Below are 14,612 nucleotides of genomic sequence, written 5' to 3' on the forward strand. Positions count from 1 at the left end.
AATTCTGTAGTAAAGAGCACCTCAACATGAAAATACCCAAGACTGCTAAGCGCGAAGAATCACGCTTAGAGACACTTATTGCATATAGAATTCTAGACACGCCTCAAGAGCAAGAATTCGATATAATCACTGAAATCAGTGTAGAGCTCTTCAATACGCCAGTTTCAACCATTTCATTTATAGATAAAGACCGAGTTTGGTATAAATCTGTGGTAGGATTGAACACCAAAGAAACCAAAAGGTCTGAAGCTGTTTGTGCCGAAATCTTGAATGACGATAATGATATTTTGGAAATTGAAGACTTAAGCAATGATCCCAAATTCTCTTCATCAACTGTTTTCATTGATGATCAATCATTAAAATTCTATGCTGGTGCACCTATTAAAGACAGGAACGGATTTACGCTAGGCACTCTTTGCGTAATGGATACCAAGCCTAGAAGGCTATCGGACATCGAAAAAAGCCGTCTGAAAAGTCTCTCTAATATGGTGATGAGCCAAATAGAACATAGACTTATTCAAAAGCACCTGAATCAATATGTACAGTTACAAACTGCTGAGCTTCAAAAGACTCTTATCAACCTCCGTAATAAAGTATCTGAAACACAACAGGAGAAGGCCCAACTAATCAGTGATTTGCAGGAGGAAAAGGACTTTGCTGATATGCGAGCACAATTGGTTCAATCGATCTCTAAGCAATTTAGAAGCCCACTAACTACAATCACCTCTTCTGCACAACTCATAGAAATGATTACTCCAGAACTAAGTACTGGCATGGACAAGCATTTAAATAGAATATTGGGCTCTGTGAAGAATATTGCAGAAATGATGGACGATGTGCTCTATTTTCATGAGCTAGATTTACTAAATCTACACGATTCTGCTACTGAAATAAATATAACTAAATTAGTATACACTGCCTTAGACAGGGCAAAACTCGAATGTCAAGGCAGAAATGAATTTCAAGTAGACTGCTTAGAAGAAGAAACACTCAAGTTTTATAGTAATAAGGAAGGGTTAGAAATGCTCCTAAAAGTCTTTCTTTCAAATGCCATAAAGTACTCTACCCTAGGCTCCATTATCAAGTTTCAATATTCGGTAAACTCCGAATCATTTCAATTCAATGTCAATACCAAAGGAGCCACGTTGAAGAAAAGCGAGTTAAAGCAAATATTTGATCTTTTTTACAGAGGAGATAATAGTGCCAATACCAGTGGTTTGGGAATTGGCTTAACCACTGCCCGTAAACTCATAGGCTCATTGAATGGACAAATAAAGGTGGAATCTACCTCAAGAGATGGAACCACCTTCTATGTTTTGATAACTGCCTTTACTCAAGAAGGTCAAGCAGAAACTAAATGATAGTACTGAGGCCTGCCTGAATATTCGATTGCGCACAAGACTCCTCACCATCTGAAATACAGTTGACAATAAAGTCTCCTACTCTGTCTGTTCCGTAGCTCTGCTCTTTGGCCAAGTCTGAGGTGACCATGCCATTTCTCAATGAAGCATTCACTGCCTGACGTACTTCAATGGCTTCATCAATCAGTCCGAGATGATCTAGCATCATAGCTGCTGATAAAATAGTAGCCAATGGATTGGCAATATTCTGACCGGTTGCTTGCGGATATGAACCATGAATAGGTTCGAACATAGCAGTTTTGTCTCCTACAGAAGCCGATGGCAACAAACCCAGAGAACCACCAATTACTGAGGCCTCATCGGAAATGATATCACCAAACATGTTCTCTGTAAGAATCACATCGAACTGCTTAGGGTTTTGAATCATTTGCATAGCTGCATTGTCGACAAACATAGCGTCTAGCTTCACCTCTGGATATTCCTTGGCAATTTCTGTTACCCTTTCCCTCCAAAGCCTGGAGGTCTCCAGCACATTGGCCTTATCAACCAAAGTCACATGTTTTCTGCGATTTTGAGCCGACTGGAAGGCTAGATGTGCAATGCGATCTATCTCATAATTGGAGTAAGTACAGTGATCGTATGCACCATCTTCTGTTCTTCCCTTTTCTCCAAAATAAATACCTCCAGTTAGCTCTCTATAAACAACTATATCAACCCCCTTTATTTTCTCAGTTTTTAACGGAGACATGTGTAACAAACTATCATAAGCCGTTACAGGCCTAATATTCGCGTAAAGTCCGAGGCTCTTTCTTAGCTTCAACAAACCTTGCTCAGGCCTAACCTTCGCTTTCGGGTCATTATCGTATTTCGGATGGCCAATGGCTCCGAAAAGAAATGCATCAGACTGTTCACAGATATCCAATGTCTCATCTGGCAGTGGCTCACCAGTCTTATCGATGGCAATAGCACCAACATCGCCATAGCTATAGGTAAACGTATGACCATATTTTTCAGCTACGGCATTTAACACTTTTATGGCTTCAGCAACTACTTCAGGGCCAATTCCATCTCCGGGCAATACGCCAATTTTCTTCTTCACTCCCATATTATATTACCATTGAAGAGGCCTCATACTCCTCTATTTCATCCTTAATACTTACTAAAAAATCGATATCATCATATCCGTTCAACAGACACTCTTTCTTGTACGAATTCACCTCAAAACTTTCTGATTTTTCATCAAAACTGATAGTCTGTGCAGGCAAGTCAACAGTGATTTCAGTAGATGGATTAGCCTTAATAGCAGCCAATAGTTCTTTCAAGAAGGCTTCTGAAACCTGAACTGGCAAAAGGCCATTGTTCAACGCATTACCCTTAAAAATATCTGCAAAGAAGCTTGAAACCACCACTTTGAAACCATAGTCATACAAGGCCCAAGCGGCATGCTCCCTTGAAGAACCACAACCGAAGTTCTTGCCTGCTACTAATATTTCTCCTGAATAGGTGGAATCATTCAATACAAAATCAGGCTTCGGCTGATTGCCCTGAACATATCTCCAGTCCCTGAAAAGGTTATCACCAAAACCATCCCGGCTAGTAGCCTTGAGGAACCTTGCAGGGATAATCTGATCGGTATCTATATCTTCAATCGGCATTGGCACTGCCGTAGAAACTACTTTATTAAACTTCTCCATCTCAATTCAGGTGTTTACTAATGTCCACAATCTTGCCCTCAATAGCCGTTACAGCCGCCACCAAGGGGCTGGCCAATAATGTTCTAGCTCCTGGCCCCTGTCTTCCTTCAAAATTTCTGTTTGAAGTTGACACACAGTATGACCCAGCAGGCACCTTGTCTTCATTCATGCCCAAACAAGCACTACAACCCGGTTCTCTCAGTTCGAAACCTGCTTCGGCCAGCACTTTATCAATTCCTTCAGCTTTAGCCTGCTTTTCAACTTGTTTTGAACCAGGCACAATCATGGCATTCACGTTTTCGGCTTTTCTTTTGCCTTTCACGTAATCGGCCACAATGCGTAAATCTTCAATTCTGGAATTGGTACAGCTTCCGATAAACACATAATCAATTGGTTTACCCAACAGGCTCTCTCCTGCTTCAAAACCCATGTATTTCAATGATTTCTGGAAACTTTCTTCACCAGCTTCGGCCAATCTATCTGGAATGTTCGCGGTGATCTTGATGCCCATACCCGGATTCGTTCCGTAAGTAATCATCGGCTCAATATCAGCCGCAGGAAAGTTGTATTCCTTGTCGAAAGTGGCTCCTTCATCAGAATAGAGTGTATTCCAATACTCCATGGCCTTGTCCCATTCTGCCCCCTTCGGTGAGAATTCTCTGCCCTTTACATATTCGAAAGTGGTTTCGTCAGGAGCAATCATTCCGCCTCTTGCACCCATTTCAATACTCATATTGCAGATGGTCATTCTAGCCTCCATAGAAAGCGAACGAATGGCCGAACCAGCGTACTCCACAAAGTAGCCTGTTCCGCCTGCAGCAGTGAGCTTAGAAATGATGTAGAGAATAATGTCCTTGGCATAAACGCCCTTGTTCAGTTCACCATCAATCGTGATTCTCATGGTTTTAGGTTTCGACTGAAGCAAACATTGGCTAGCCATTACTTGTGCCACCTGGCTCGTTCCGATTCCGAAAGCAATGGCTCCGAAAGCTCCATGTGTTGAGGTGTGTGAATCGCCACAAACCATAGTTCTACCAGGAAGCGTAATTCCCAGTTCCGGCCCAATTACATGGACAATTCCCTGAAATGGATGACCTAAGCCATAAAGCGTGACATTATGCCTGGCACAATTAGCCAAAAGTGTATCAACCTGATGCTTAGAAAGTTCCTCTTGAATAGGTAAATGCTGATCCTTAGTAGGAACATTGTGATCTGGTGTAGCCACCATTTGATCTTTCCTGAACAACTCAAGTCCACGACTTTCCAATTCCGAAAATGCCTGTGGACTCGTTACTTCGTGAATTAAATGCCTATCGATATACAAGACATCAATTCCACCTTCAAGGCTTTTGACCACGTGTGCATCCCAAACCTTGTCGAATAGTGTTTTCGCCATATTATACCGCTACCTTTTGTTTATACTCTGCAATACCGTGTAAGTCATCGTCTTCCACTTCTTTCTTATCATCAGCCACTTTCAAGAACTGAGCGTACACAACATCCAATTCATCTCTTGTAAGCTCGTAGCCCAGGTTTTTCATCCTGTAAGCCAATGCAGCCCGGCCACTTCTGGCGGTCAGCACTATTGAGGAGTGGTCTACCCCAACATCTAGCGGATTGATGATTTCGTAGGTTTCTCGGTTTTTGATCACTCCATCCTGATGAATTCCGGATGAATGTGCAAAAGCATTAGCTCCTACTATCGCCTTATTCGGCTGAACAGGCACACGCATGGTTTCAGACACATAGCGCGAAATAGCGTTAAGCTGTTGGGTATTAATATCTGTATATTTAGCTAAATCTGGGTGCTGACGAAGCACCATTACCACTTCTTCCAAAGCTGTATTTCCTGCTCTTTCGCCAATGCCATTAATAGTACACTCAATCTGAGTAGCTCCATTCAATACTCCAGCAATTGAGTTGGCAGTAGCCATTCCCAAATCGTTATGGCAATGAGTTGAAAGCCTCACGTTATGGACACCCTTTACATTTTCCCTTAGGAATTTGATTTTCGCTCCATATTCCTCAGGAAGGCAATAGCCTGTTGTATCGGGAATATTTAAAACGGTAGCACCAGCCTTTACCGCCTGCTCACACACATAGGCAAGAAACTCGTTGTCAGTCCTTCCTGCATCTTCAGCATAAAACTCAACGTCTTCCACATACTTTTTAGCTAGCGAAACGGCTGCTATGGCTCGCTCAACTACCTTTTCCCTTGTGGTTCTCAGTTTGTGAATAACGTGGGAATCTGAAGTACCGATTCCTGTATGAATTCTTGGTCTAGCTGCTTTTTTTAGTGCTTCTGCAGCTGTTGTAATGTCTTTTTCAACGGCACGACTCAGGCCACAAACCGTTGCATTCTTCACCACCTTGGCTATGGCTTCTACCGAGCCAAAATCTCCCGGGCTTGAAATAGGAAAACCTGCTTCAATCACATCTACTCCTAGGGCTTCAAGTCGTTTGGCTACTTCTACCTTTTCGGCAGTATTCAACTTGCAGCCAGGCACCTGTTCGCCATCTCTCAATGTGGTATCGAAGATTTGTATTTTTTGTTGATCCATCGTTTCTTTGGTATCAGTTCAATGCTTCAATTCACTTTTCTCTCTAAAATTGAAGTTAGATATCCGGTAAAACGACTCCATAAAAGAAGGGCTGAGTTCTACTATTTCTAATTCACAGTTTTCATTTGTAAGATTCTGTTTATCAATAGTTTATTATAGCTTTAAATACAATGGCTAAAGCAAAGAGCGATTCCTTATTTTCCCTTGTCAAATCACTTACCCAAACTGAAAAGCGACATTTCAGGCTTTATGTGAACCGAAGTGGAAATACGCAAGATGTAAAGTTCATCAAGCTGTTCGATGCCATGGACTGTTTGAAAAAATACGATGATAAGGAAATTCTTAAACGAGTTCCTTCCATAAAGAAATCGCAGCTTTCGAATCAGAAGGCTAACCTTTACAAGCAGATTCTCTCGAGCCTTAGAAGGTATCATATTGGCCAGAATGTAGATATTCAGCTACGCGAAAACCTCGACCATGCCAAGGTGTTATACAATAAAGGTTTTTATAAGCAGGCCCTGAAAATGCTAGATAAAACCAAGGCTTTAGCCCGTGAGACAAAGCACTTCACCATAGCCCTTGAGGTTATGGAATTCGAAAAGCAGATTGAGTCGCAATACATTACTCGAAGCATTGAAAACAGGGCTGAAACATTAACTGATGAGGTCTTGGCTACTACTGACATCATCAAATCAAGCCATCGACTATCAAACCTCACCCTCAATTTATATAGTTTATTTCTAAAACATGGTTACGCTAAAAACCAAAAAGAATTCGATGAAGTAAGCACTTACTTTTATTCGCACATGCCTCAAATAAACTTTGAGAACCTCACCTTTTATGAGCAACTCTATTTTTATCAAGCGCATGTTTGGTTTAACAAAATCATTCAGAACTTTCCAAATGTTTACAAGCACTCCCTTTCTTGGGTAAAGCTCTTCCAAGACAACCCTGAAATGATCAAAAAACAGCCTGTTCACTACATCAAGGGCTATAGAAATCTATTAGGATCACTATTTCAACTGCAGTATTACTCTAAGTTTTGTGAGGTACTTAAGGAGGTTGAAGAGTTGAGTCAGAACAAAGAGATCATTCAAAACCTGAACACTGAAGTGCTGGTTTTTCAATTCCTCTACATTTCCAAAATCAACAAACACTTTATGGAAGGCAGTTTTGATGAAGGAGTTGAAATGGTACCTGAGCTTATGCAAAAGCTAGAGAGGTATCAAAACAAAATTGATCCTGAGCGTGTGGTAATGATGTATTATAAAATAGCATCACTCTATTTCGGAAGTGGCAATTTCAGAAAAGCCATTTTCTATCTCAATCAGATTATTTTTTATCAGGATATAAAGCTGCGCGAAGACATTCATTGCTTTGCCAGAATACTGAATCTTATCGCTCACTTTGAAGATGGGCAAGACTATCACCTAGAGTATCAGATCAAATCTACCTTTCAGTTTATTGGTAAAATGAACCAACAGCAGGCAGTTCAGCGAGAGATCATCAACTTCTTGAGGATTACTGGAAAAATTACCCCTGATCAGCTCAGAGACGAATTTATTAAGCTCTATAATAGGCTGCTTCCGCTAAGTGAAGACATATATGAGCGTAGACCATTCTTTTATCTAGATATACTCTCCTATCTACAATCGAAGATTGAAAACAGACCAGTAAAATTGCTGGTACAAGAGAAGTTTGAGAAACTGAAGTGATGTGCGATGTTAGGTTTTTGATCTTAGAGCAATCAAGAGCGTTAACATCAGATTATCAACCTCAAACAGCCTGCTTCAATCTTAACGTTTACTTCATCGATTTCGCCCATTAATTCTCCGTCTATTTGGAAAGTTTGGGGTCGATTAAGTTTGATTTTAACCTGACTGGTTTGATAAACCTGACAGTAAGAGGCAGACTCATCTACATGGTCGAAAAACTGCGCTGCTAAACCTGCAACACTCAATTCACGAAGCACATAGATTTCGAAAAGTCCGTCATCCAGCTTACCAATAGTATTTAAAACAGCTCCCGTTCCGTATCTTCTAGCATTGGCAAAAGCCACCATATGGCAATCCTCAACTACTGTTTTATCATCCAATTCTATGGTTGCCTGAAACTGCTCAAGGTTCATCAATTGGTTGGTCACTCCTTTGGCGTAACCTAGAAATCCGCGCCTTTCTCCCTCTTCAAACTCCTTCACTAATCCTGCATTTAAGCCTACATCGCTTATATGCAAACCATAATCTGCATCATTAAAGAGGAGCATATCAGCCTGAATAGTATTTCCTTTTAGAACAACGGCTAGTGCTTCTTTTACATCTTGAGGAATTTCCAATTCCGTGGCCATACCGTTGGCCGAGCCTGCTGGAAGTAAGCCTAAAGCGATTTCAGTGCCTTTTACCACCATGGCACAGAGCATAACTGTTCCATCGCCTCCCACAGCGACAACCGTTTGTGGTTTGAGCTTTTCGATGCAATCCTTTAGCTTTTGGTCATCATCTTTACCAGTGGTTTCCCATTTTTCTATGGAAATATCCAAACCTTCTGCCCACTCATCGATTTGATTAATAAGGTCGGTTTTGTCTTTATCACCAGAAATAGGGTTAATTACAAAGAGTATCTTGTTCATTGGAAACGCTTAAGCGACTAATTTAAAATGATTTCAGCACACCCAGAATGGAGTTCATACAAAGAAGCACCTATTAGTGGAAATTCTTTTCAAAAATGGTGGAAAAGCCGTTTTCGCTATGTCGATTATCCGTTTATTCTGGCTTATCGAGGTTTTGGAAATGCTGACAAGTGTTACGTTCAAGGCCATGTTTTTAAAGGAATGGCATTGCGAAAGCCCAGAAAGGATGCTTCGGTCTGGAAAAACATCATCGCACTACTTAAAATGTTTCTGGTTTCCACTATTGCAGAAGCTAAAGTGGAACTCAAACTCAATGGAAAAACTTACCATTGCCATAGTAATGAGCAAGGGCTTTTTGAATTTGAGATTGAAAATCACGGTTTAAGTGAAGGCTGGAATAGTGCTGAAATCCGACTAGCTGAAGAGTTGGTCGATGGTCAGGAAGAAGTGAAAGTTTCAACAGAAATTCAGATTTCCACACAAAGCGAACTCATTTTCATTTCTGATATTGATGATACGTTCCTGGTATCTCACGTCACCCAAAAGCCTAAAAAACTCTACACATTGCTCACCAACAATGCCCAAACACGTAGGCCTGTAAAGGGTGCAGTAGACTTTTATAGGGCGCTTAAAAAAGGGGTCAATCAAGAAGAAAATCCATTCTTCTATGTTTCGAGCAGCGAATGGAATTTGTATGAGTTTCTGGTGCAGTTTATTGAAATGAATGAACTACCCAAGGGTGTTCTGCAGCTCAAACAGCTCAAAACAGGCTTTCTCGATTTCTTTAAATCAGGTTACGGAAGCCATACACATAAACTCGATAAAATAGAGCGAATCCTGAAACTCTATCCAACTAAGAAATTCGTGCTACTAGGTGACAATGGACAACATGACCCACTGATTTACAAGGATATAGCAGAGAAAAACTCAGGCAGAATCAAAGCTGTTTATATAAGAGGTGTCAAGTCCAGACATTGGGATGAAACTCAGAAAATTCTAGAGGAAATAGAATCAATCGGCACTGCCAGTTGCCAGTTCAGGCATAGCCAACAGGCTTTTGAACATGCACAATCTATCGGGTTAATCAGCTCTTGAGAAGGATGGTTTCCATGTAAGGCACATCTCTATGACTCTGCTCAACCCAATAGGTTTGAAGAATTAGCTTTTGAAGCGAATGGGTTGTTCTAATCTCCTAGCCCCCTTTTCTAAAAAGGGGGAATGGCCGGTGCTAGACTAAAGTGCAACATATTTGAGCTACACCTGCTGACTGTTCTATTTACTTTTTATCATGTCAATACTCGACCATCTGACCTTCGGTACTGATGAGGCTTTCCGTCAGCACCGAAGGTCAGACGGAAAAAACAAAACTGATAGCGCAACTATTCTATGACCATTCCTAGGAAGTTCTTTTCAGAAGATTCTTAAACTCCGAATACTCGCTGCTCATTTTAGTCGACTTCTTTTGTTTCAGCATTAGGTCTTCGGCAAACTCCGGCATTTCCAACTTCTCCCCTAAAGCCTTCTCCATAACTGGCGCAAACTTGATCGGATGAGCAGTTTCTAAAAACACTCCTTGCTGGTCGATTTTCAGCCTTTCCTTTAATCCGGCATAGCCAATAGCACCATGTGGATCGAGCACATAACCTGTTTCCTTATGGCACTGCTCAATCGTTTCAAGAATTTGCTCATCATGTAGAGTGAAGCCTGAAACGTCCTGAATCAGATCATCAAAAGTGTGATCATAGAGCTCCAACATTCGTGGGAAATTGCTTGGGTTACTTACATCCATGGCATTGGCATAAGTGGCAACAGTTGGTAATACCTCGTATTCGCAGCTTTCCAGATAACGAGGAACGACATCATTGGCATTTGAACAGACCAGGAATTTGCCCAACGGAAAGCTCATTCGCTTGGCCAACATGCCTGCCGTTACATTGCCATAATTCCCCGAAGGAACTGCAATCAAAGCTTCTTCTGCGTTTTGCATCTTTAAAGCCAGACTAGCGTAGTAAATCGACTGGGGCATCCAACGGGCAATGTTGATGGAATTGGCCGAGGTTAGATTCAGTTTTTCACTCAGTTCTTTATCCAAGAAAGCCTGTTTCACCAAGGCCTGACAATCGTCAAAATCACCTTCCACTTCCAAAGCGGTAATGTTTCCGCCCAAAGTAGTTAACTGCTTTTCTTGCAAGTCGCTTACCTTTCCCGATGGATAAAGGATGATCACCTTCACTCCTTCTACACCATAAAATCCGTTGGCAACTGCTCCGCCTGTATCTCCGGATGTGGCCACCAGGATAGTCGTCTCTCTGGCATCTTTCTTAGCGAATTCACCAAGACACCTGGCCAGAAATCTAGCTCCGACATCTTTAAAGGCATAAGTTGGTCCATGAAAAAGCTCCAGACTGAAGATATTCTCTTCTGCCTGAACCAAAGGAATCTCGAAACTCAACGCATCTTCTACAATGTCTTTCAACTGAGATTTTGTCAGATCGGGCTGAACGAAATCCTTCATCATCTCAAATCCAATGGCGGGAAGGCTTGCATCTTTTAGATTGACGATGGTTCGTGCATCCAAGGCAGGAATCGACTTAGGGAAATATAGTCCTTTATCAGCAGGCAGACTGTTGATAACCGCTTCCTTAAAGCTTACTTCGTTCGACTCTCTATTCGTTGAAAAATACTTCATATTGGAATGTTGAATGCTTTATTGTGAATATTGATTTTCAGGCTATCCGATGTCAATTACCTCAGCACCCCGCCCGTTTATGGCTGATTCATGAAGTCTGCAATTGATGCCTTTGGCTGAATAGAGCTCCTTAATGGACTCCTTCAATTGAGTCAAATCCTGCTCCTTTCTAAAGAATGAGAACATACTTGGCCCCGAACCAGAGATATTAAATCCGATAGAACCATGCTCTTCACAGAGTTTTCCCACTTCATCATAAGCCTGAATCAATCTCTTTCGGTATGGCTGAGCCAGCACATCTTTCAAGGAGTTTCTAATCATGGCATAGTTGGCTGTGGTTAAACCATTGATCAGCCCGGCCATATTAGCAGCCTGTTGAATAGCCAGTGACATAGGCACTTCCTTGGGCAGTAAACCACGGGCATCAGATGTTTTCACAACAATATCCGGAAAGATAATCAGCACTTTCAAAGCCTTGGGGTAAGCCACCTGAAAGCCATCGAACGGATCGCAACCCTTTACTGCAACGAAGCCACCAAGCATGCATGGTGCTACATTATCCGCATGTCTATGACCAGAAGCCAGCGACTCTCCATCTAAGGCAAAGCTAATCAGCTCCTCCTTTGAATAACCAGCCTGAAGCAGCTCATTGGCAGCAAAAACAGCCCCTACGGCACTAGAGGCCGAGGAACCCAATCCACTGCCTGGCGTAAAGTTCTTCTCGATTCGAATTAGAAACCCACCTTGATAGCCAATTTCATCGCAGAAAGATCGCAGAGCAACCGTGGCCACATTCTTCTCAGGATCGGTAGGTAAATCAGCACCAACCGCATCGATGATATAGGCCGTCCCGTCTCTTTTGCTAAGGGTGATCTTGTCTCCCATTCCTTCCAGCGCAAAGCCAAGAATATCAAAGCCTGGACCTACGTTGGAGACTGAGGCGGGTGCGAAAACTTTAATCGAATCTTTATTCATTCTTCTATTTCCGAGTTATGCGTCATTGCCTAGTTTGCTAATTAGTCAATTGTCATTAGTCATTTTTCCTTGTCGGTGTTACGTGTCATTGCGAGGAGCAAGTTTGACATGAATCAAACTGGTGACGAAGCAATCTGCTTGTTGACGGCAGTCTGCAAAGAATCAGGAGATTGCTTCGTCATTAAATTTGCTCCCGCAAAGTTAATTCCTCGCAATGACGGTTCCGAGAGTATCTACTGTTTTCCAATCACTGATTTCCGGTCACCGATTACTGATTAGCAATTCGTAATACATCTGCAAAAATACCACTTGCAGTGACTTCTGCACCAGCACCAGCACCTTTTACTACTAAAGGTTGTTCTTGATATCGGTCTGTGTGGAAGAGCACTATATTGTCCTTACCCTCAAGAAAATAGAAAGGATGACTTTTCTGCACTTTCTCCAATCCAACCTTGGCAACTCCATCTTTAAAGCTTGCCACTACTCTTAGCTGTGCCTCTTCAGCTTTTGCGTCATCATAAATCGCTTTGAAATGGCCTTCATTCTGATCGAGTAAGGCATAGAATTCTTCCAAGTCTTTAGCTTGCTCACAAGCTTCCGGCAAAAAGGAAACTTGCTCAATTTGATCCATCTCCCATTTTCTTCCGCTTTCGCGGATAAGGATGAGTAGCTTGCGCATTACGTCTTCTCCAGAGAGGTCTAGTCTTGGATCAGGTTCGGTTAAACCCAATTTCTTAGCATCTTTCACAATGTTTGAAAATGGCTTAGTGCCATCGTAATTATTAAACAGGTAATTCAGGGTACCACTCAACACGGCATGAATAGCGTGAATTCTGTCCCCCGATTTAAACAGGTCATTCATGGTTGAAATGACCGGAAGCCCTGCCGCCACATTAGTCTCAAACAAGAACTGGCTGCCGTATTTTTTGGTAGCGTACTTCAAACTCAGGTATTTCGACATTTCTCTAGTGGCAGCAATCTTATTTGGAGTAACCACTGAAATACTCATCTCGAGTAATTCCTGATAAACCTCAGCAATGGTTTTTGAAGCCGTGATATCAATAAACACACTGTTCCTTAGATTCAACTCTTTCATTTGAGCAATAAACGCCTCAATAGTCGAGTCATTCCCTTTATCCAAAAGCTGCTCCCATTGTGCTAAATCGATGCCATCTTCATCGAAATGGCTCTTTCTGGAATTGGCCACAGCCACCACCTGAATATCGACCCGGAACTCCTTAGCGAGCATGGTCTGTTGCCTTTGCACCTGACTTAGGAAGGCTTTTCCCACATTCCCAACACCCACCACAAAGAGATTGATCTTCTTCGATTCTGATAGGAAAAAGCTTTCATGTAGTGTATTTAGTGCCTTTTTCAGATCAGGTTTGGCAATGATGGCAGTTATATTTCTTTCGGATGAACCCTGCGCAATGGCCTTAACGCTGATGCCATTTCTGCCCAAGGTATTGAACATCTTGCCCGAAATACCCACCTGATTTTTCATGTGTGAACCCACCAGGGCCACCACACTCAGGTCTTCTTCAACAATGGGCTTATCTATTTTGTGAAGTAAAATCTCTGTCTCGAACTCTTCGCTGATGGCATCTAAAGCAGCCTGCGCATCGGACTTAGAAATACCCACGCAAATAGAATGTTCCGAAGAGGCCTGAGTGATCATTATCACATTGATTTTAGCTTCGCTCAGTGCTTTGAACAAGCGAAAGGAAAAGCTTGGAATACCCACCATACTGGCACCACTCAGGTTGAGCAAAGCGATATCCTGAATGTTGGAAATGCCACAAATGGCCTGTTTATCATCGTCCCATTCTTTGGTCACAAGAGTTGATGGCCCATCAGCATCGAAGGTATTCTTCACCCAAATAGGTATTTCAGCATCCAATGCCGGCTGAATACTCGGTGGATAAAGCACCTTCGCACCGAAGTGAGACAGTTCCAGCGCTTCTTCATAAGACACATGTTCCAATAAATGGGCTGAGGGCACCAACCGAGGGTCTGCAGTCATCAGTCCATTCACATCAGTCCATATTTCCAGCTGAGATGCTCCCAAAACATTGGCCAAAACAGCTGCCGTATAATCGGAACCTCCCCTGCCTAAGGTAGAAGTTTCATTATCGCTGGTAGAAGCAATAAAGCCCGGAAACACGCTAATTGGAGCCAATTGTGGCTTAAGCTCCTGCAAAGCCGCTTTGGTGGACTGCCAAAGTACATTGGCACCACCGAATTTCTTATCCGTAATCAGATATTTTCGGCTGTCAAAGAGTTCTACTTGTAGCCCTTCTTTTTTGAGGTGTTCACTAATTATGTAGCTCGACAGCCTTTCACCGCATGACTGAATATAGTCGCTGGTTCTTGGAGTCAATTCGCGCAGAAGGTAAACGCCTCGGCAAATTTCTGTGAGTCGAACGAAGAGTTTAGAAATCTCGAAGCAGTTGGAGTTTCCTGTGAGCTCCTTAAAAGCGTTGCAATGCTTTTCCTCTAAGGCTTGCAGGTCAGATTCGTAACTGGCATCCCGAACAGCCGCTTTTTGCGAAATAGAAATCAGGGTATTCGTGACTCCGCTCATGGCGGAAAGCACCACTACTAGTTGTTCCTCACCTGATTCCTTCCTAAGAATCTCCGCAAACTTACCGATTGCCTCTACATTACCAACGGACGTACCGCCAAATTTCAAAACCTTCATGGTTT

General features: G+C 42.3%; 11 protein-coding genes. 3 read left to right on the plus strand and 8 right to left on the minus strand.

Features of this window, described 5'->3' with window-relative positions; all coding sequences use genetic code 11:
• Window positions 1-26: 26 nt before the first annotated feature.
• Window positions 27-1,361 (plus strand): GAF domain-containing sensor histidine kinase, encoded by a 1,335-nt coding sequence (locus T7867_RS16370; RefSeq protein WP_068221943.1) that lies wholly within the window; start codon window positions 27-29, stop codon window positions 1,359-1,361.
• Here the strand turns inward: T7867_RS16370 and leuB are convergent.
• Genes leuB through T7867_RS16390 form a run of 4 tightly spaced genes read right to left on the minus strand, consistent with a single transcriptional unit; the run spans window position 1,354 to window position 5,616 of the window.
• The gene (leuB, locus tag T7867_RS16375; RefSeq protein WP_068224131.1) at window positions 1,354-2,460 is read right to left on the minus strand and encodes a 3-isopropylmalate dehydrogenase; all 1,107 of its coding nucleotides are present in this window, start codon (window positions 2,458-2,460) and stop codon (window positions 1,354-1,356) included. The genes T7867_RS16370 and leuB overlap by 8 nt on opposite strands.
• A 7-nt stretch (window positions 2,461-2,467) precedes the next feature.
• Window positions 2,468-3,055 (minus strand): 3-isopropylmalate dehydratase small subunit, encoded by a 588-nt coding sequence (gene leuD / locus T7867_RS16380; protein ID WP_068221941.1) that lies wholly within the window; start codon window positions 3,053-3,055, stop codon window positions 2,468-2,470.
• 1 nt (window position 3,056) lies between these two features.
• Window positions 3,057-4,451 carry a 3-isopropylmalate dehydratase large subunit gene (gene leuC, locus T7867_RS16385; protein WP_068221939.1) on the minus strand — a complete coding sequence of 465 codons (1,395 nt, stop codon included), beginning with the start codon at window positions 4,449-4,451 and terminating at the stop codon, window positions 3,057-3,059.
• 1 nt (window position 4,452) lies between these two features.
• Window positions 4,453-5,616, minus strand: coding sequence for a 2-isopropylmalate synthase (locus tag T7867_RS16390; protein WP_068221937.1), 1,164 nt, complete (start codon window positions 5,614-5,616; stop codon window positions 4,453-4,455).
• A 170-nt stretch (window positions 5,617-5,786) separates the two neighbouring features.
• Between T7867_RS16390 and T7867_RS16395 the strand changes: the two genes are divergently transcribed.
• Window positions 5,787-7,331: a hypothetical protein gene (locus T7867_RS16395; protein WP_068221935.1), complete on the plus strand. Its 1,545-nt coding sequence runs from the start codon at window positions 5,787-5,789 to the stop codon at window positions 7,329-7,331.
• 47 nt (window positions 7,332-7,378) lie between these two features.
• On the opposite strand, the gene T7867_RS16400 is transcribed toward T7867_RS16395, so the two are convergent.
• Entirely contained in the window at window positions 7,379-8,242 is an 864-nt protein-coding gene (locus T7867_RS16400) for a diacylglycerol/lipid kinase family protein (protein WP_068221933.1), read from the minus strand.
• A gap of 27 nt (window positions 8,243-8,269) precedes the next feature.
• Between T7867_RS16400 and T7867_RS16405 the strand changes: the two genes are divergently transcribed.
• Entirely contained in the window at window positions 8,270-9,337 is a 1,068-nt protein-coding gene (locus T7867_RS16405; protein WP_273513204.1) for an App1 family protein, read from the plus strand.
• A 301-nt stretch (window positions 9,338-9,638) separates the two neighbouring features.
• Here the strand turns inward: T7867_RS16405 and thrC are convergent, their stop codons facing one another.
• From thrC to thrA, 3 genes are all read right to left on the minus strand, one after another.
• On the minus strand, window positions 9,639-10,931 hold the full coding sequence (thrC, locus tag T7867_RS16410) for a threonine synthase (protein ID WP_068221927.1): 1,293 nt from the start codon (window positions 10,929-10,931) through the stop codon (window positions 9,639-9,641).
• 42 nt (window positions 10,932-10,973) lie between these two features.
• The gene (locus T7867_RS16415) at window positions 10,974-11,906 is read right to left on the minus strand and encodes a homoserine kinase (RefSeq protein WP_322299570.1); all 933 of its coding nucleotides are present in this window, start codon (window positions 11,904-11,906) and stop codon (window positions 10,974-10,976) included.
• 268 nt (window positions 11,907-12,174) lie between these two features.
• Window positions 12,175-14,607: a bifunctional aspartate kinase/homoserine dehydrogenase I gene (gene thrA, locus T7867_RS16420; protein ID WP_322299571.1), complete on the minus strand. Its 2,433-nt coding sequence runs from the start codon at window positions 14,605-14,607 to the stop codon at window positions 12,175-12,177.
• Between the last annotated feature and the right edge of the window lie 5 nt (window positions 14,608-14,612).

It is taken from the genome of Roseivirga spongicola, from assembly GCF_034376045.1.
Lineage (GTDB): Bacteria > Bacteroidota > Bacteroidia > Cytophagales > Cyclobacteriaceae > Roseivirga > Roseivirga spongicola.

Bases quoted from the DNA above. Each gene is read 5' to 3' on its own strand.
- thrA (WP_322299571.1), bottom strand. From the start codon at position 14,607: ATGAAGGTTTTGAAATTTGGCGGTACGTCCGTTGGTAATGTAGAGGCA.
- T7867_RS16395 (WP_068221935.1), top strand. From the start codon at position 5,787: ATGGCTAAAGCAAAGAGCGATTCCTTATTTTCCCTTGTCAAATCACTT.
- thrC (WP_068221927.1), bottom strand. From the start codon at position 10,931: ATGAAGTATTTTTCAACGAATAGAGAGTCGAACGAAGTAAGCTTTAAG.
- T7867_RS16370 (WP_068221943.1), top strand. From the start codon at position 27: ATGAAAATACCCAAGACTGCTAAGCGCGAAGAATCACGCTTAGAGACA.
- leuD (WP_068221941.1), bottom strand. From the start codon at position 3,055: ATGGAGAAGTTTAATAAAGTAGTTTCTACGGCAGTGCCAATGCCGATT.
- T7867_RS16405 (WP_273513204.1), top strand. From the start codon at position 8,270: ATGATTTCAGCACACCCAGAATGGAGTTCATACAAAGAAGCACCTATT.
- leuC (WP_068221939.1), bottom strand. From the start codon at position 4,451: ATGGCGAAAACACTATTCGACAAGGTTTGGGATGCACACGTGGTCAAA.
- T7867_RS16415 (WP_322299570.1), bottom strand. From the start codon at position 11,906: ATGAATAAAGATTCGATTAAAGTTTTCGCACCCGCCTCAGTCTCCAAC.
- T7867_RS16390 (WP_068221937.1), bottom strand. From the start codon at position 5,616: ATGGATCAACAAAAAATACAAATCTTCGATACCACATTGAGAGATGGC.
- T7867_RS16400 (WP_068221933.1), bottom strand. From the start codon at position 8,242: ATGAACAAGATACTCTTTGTAATTAACCCTATTTCTGGTGATAAAGAC.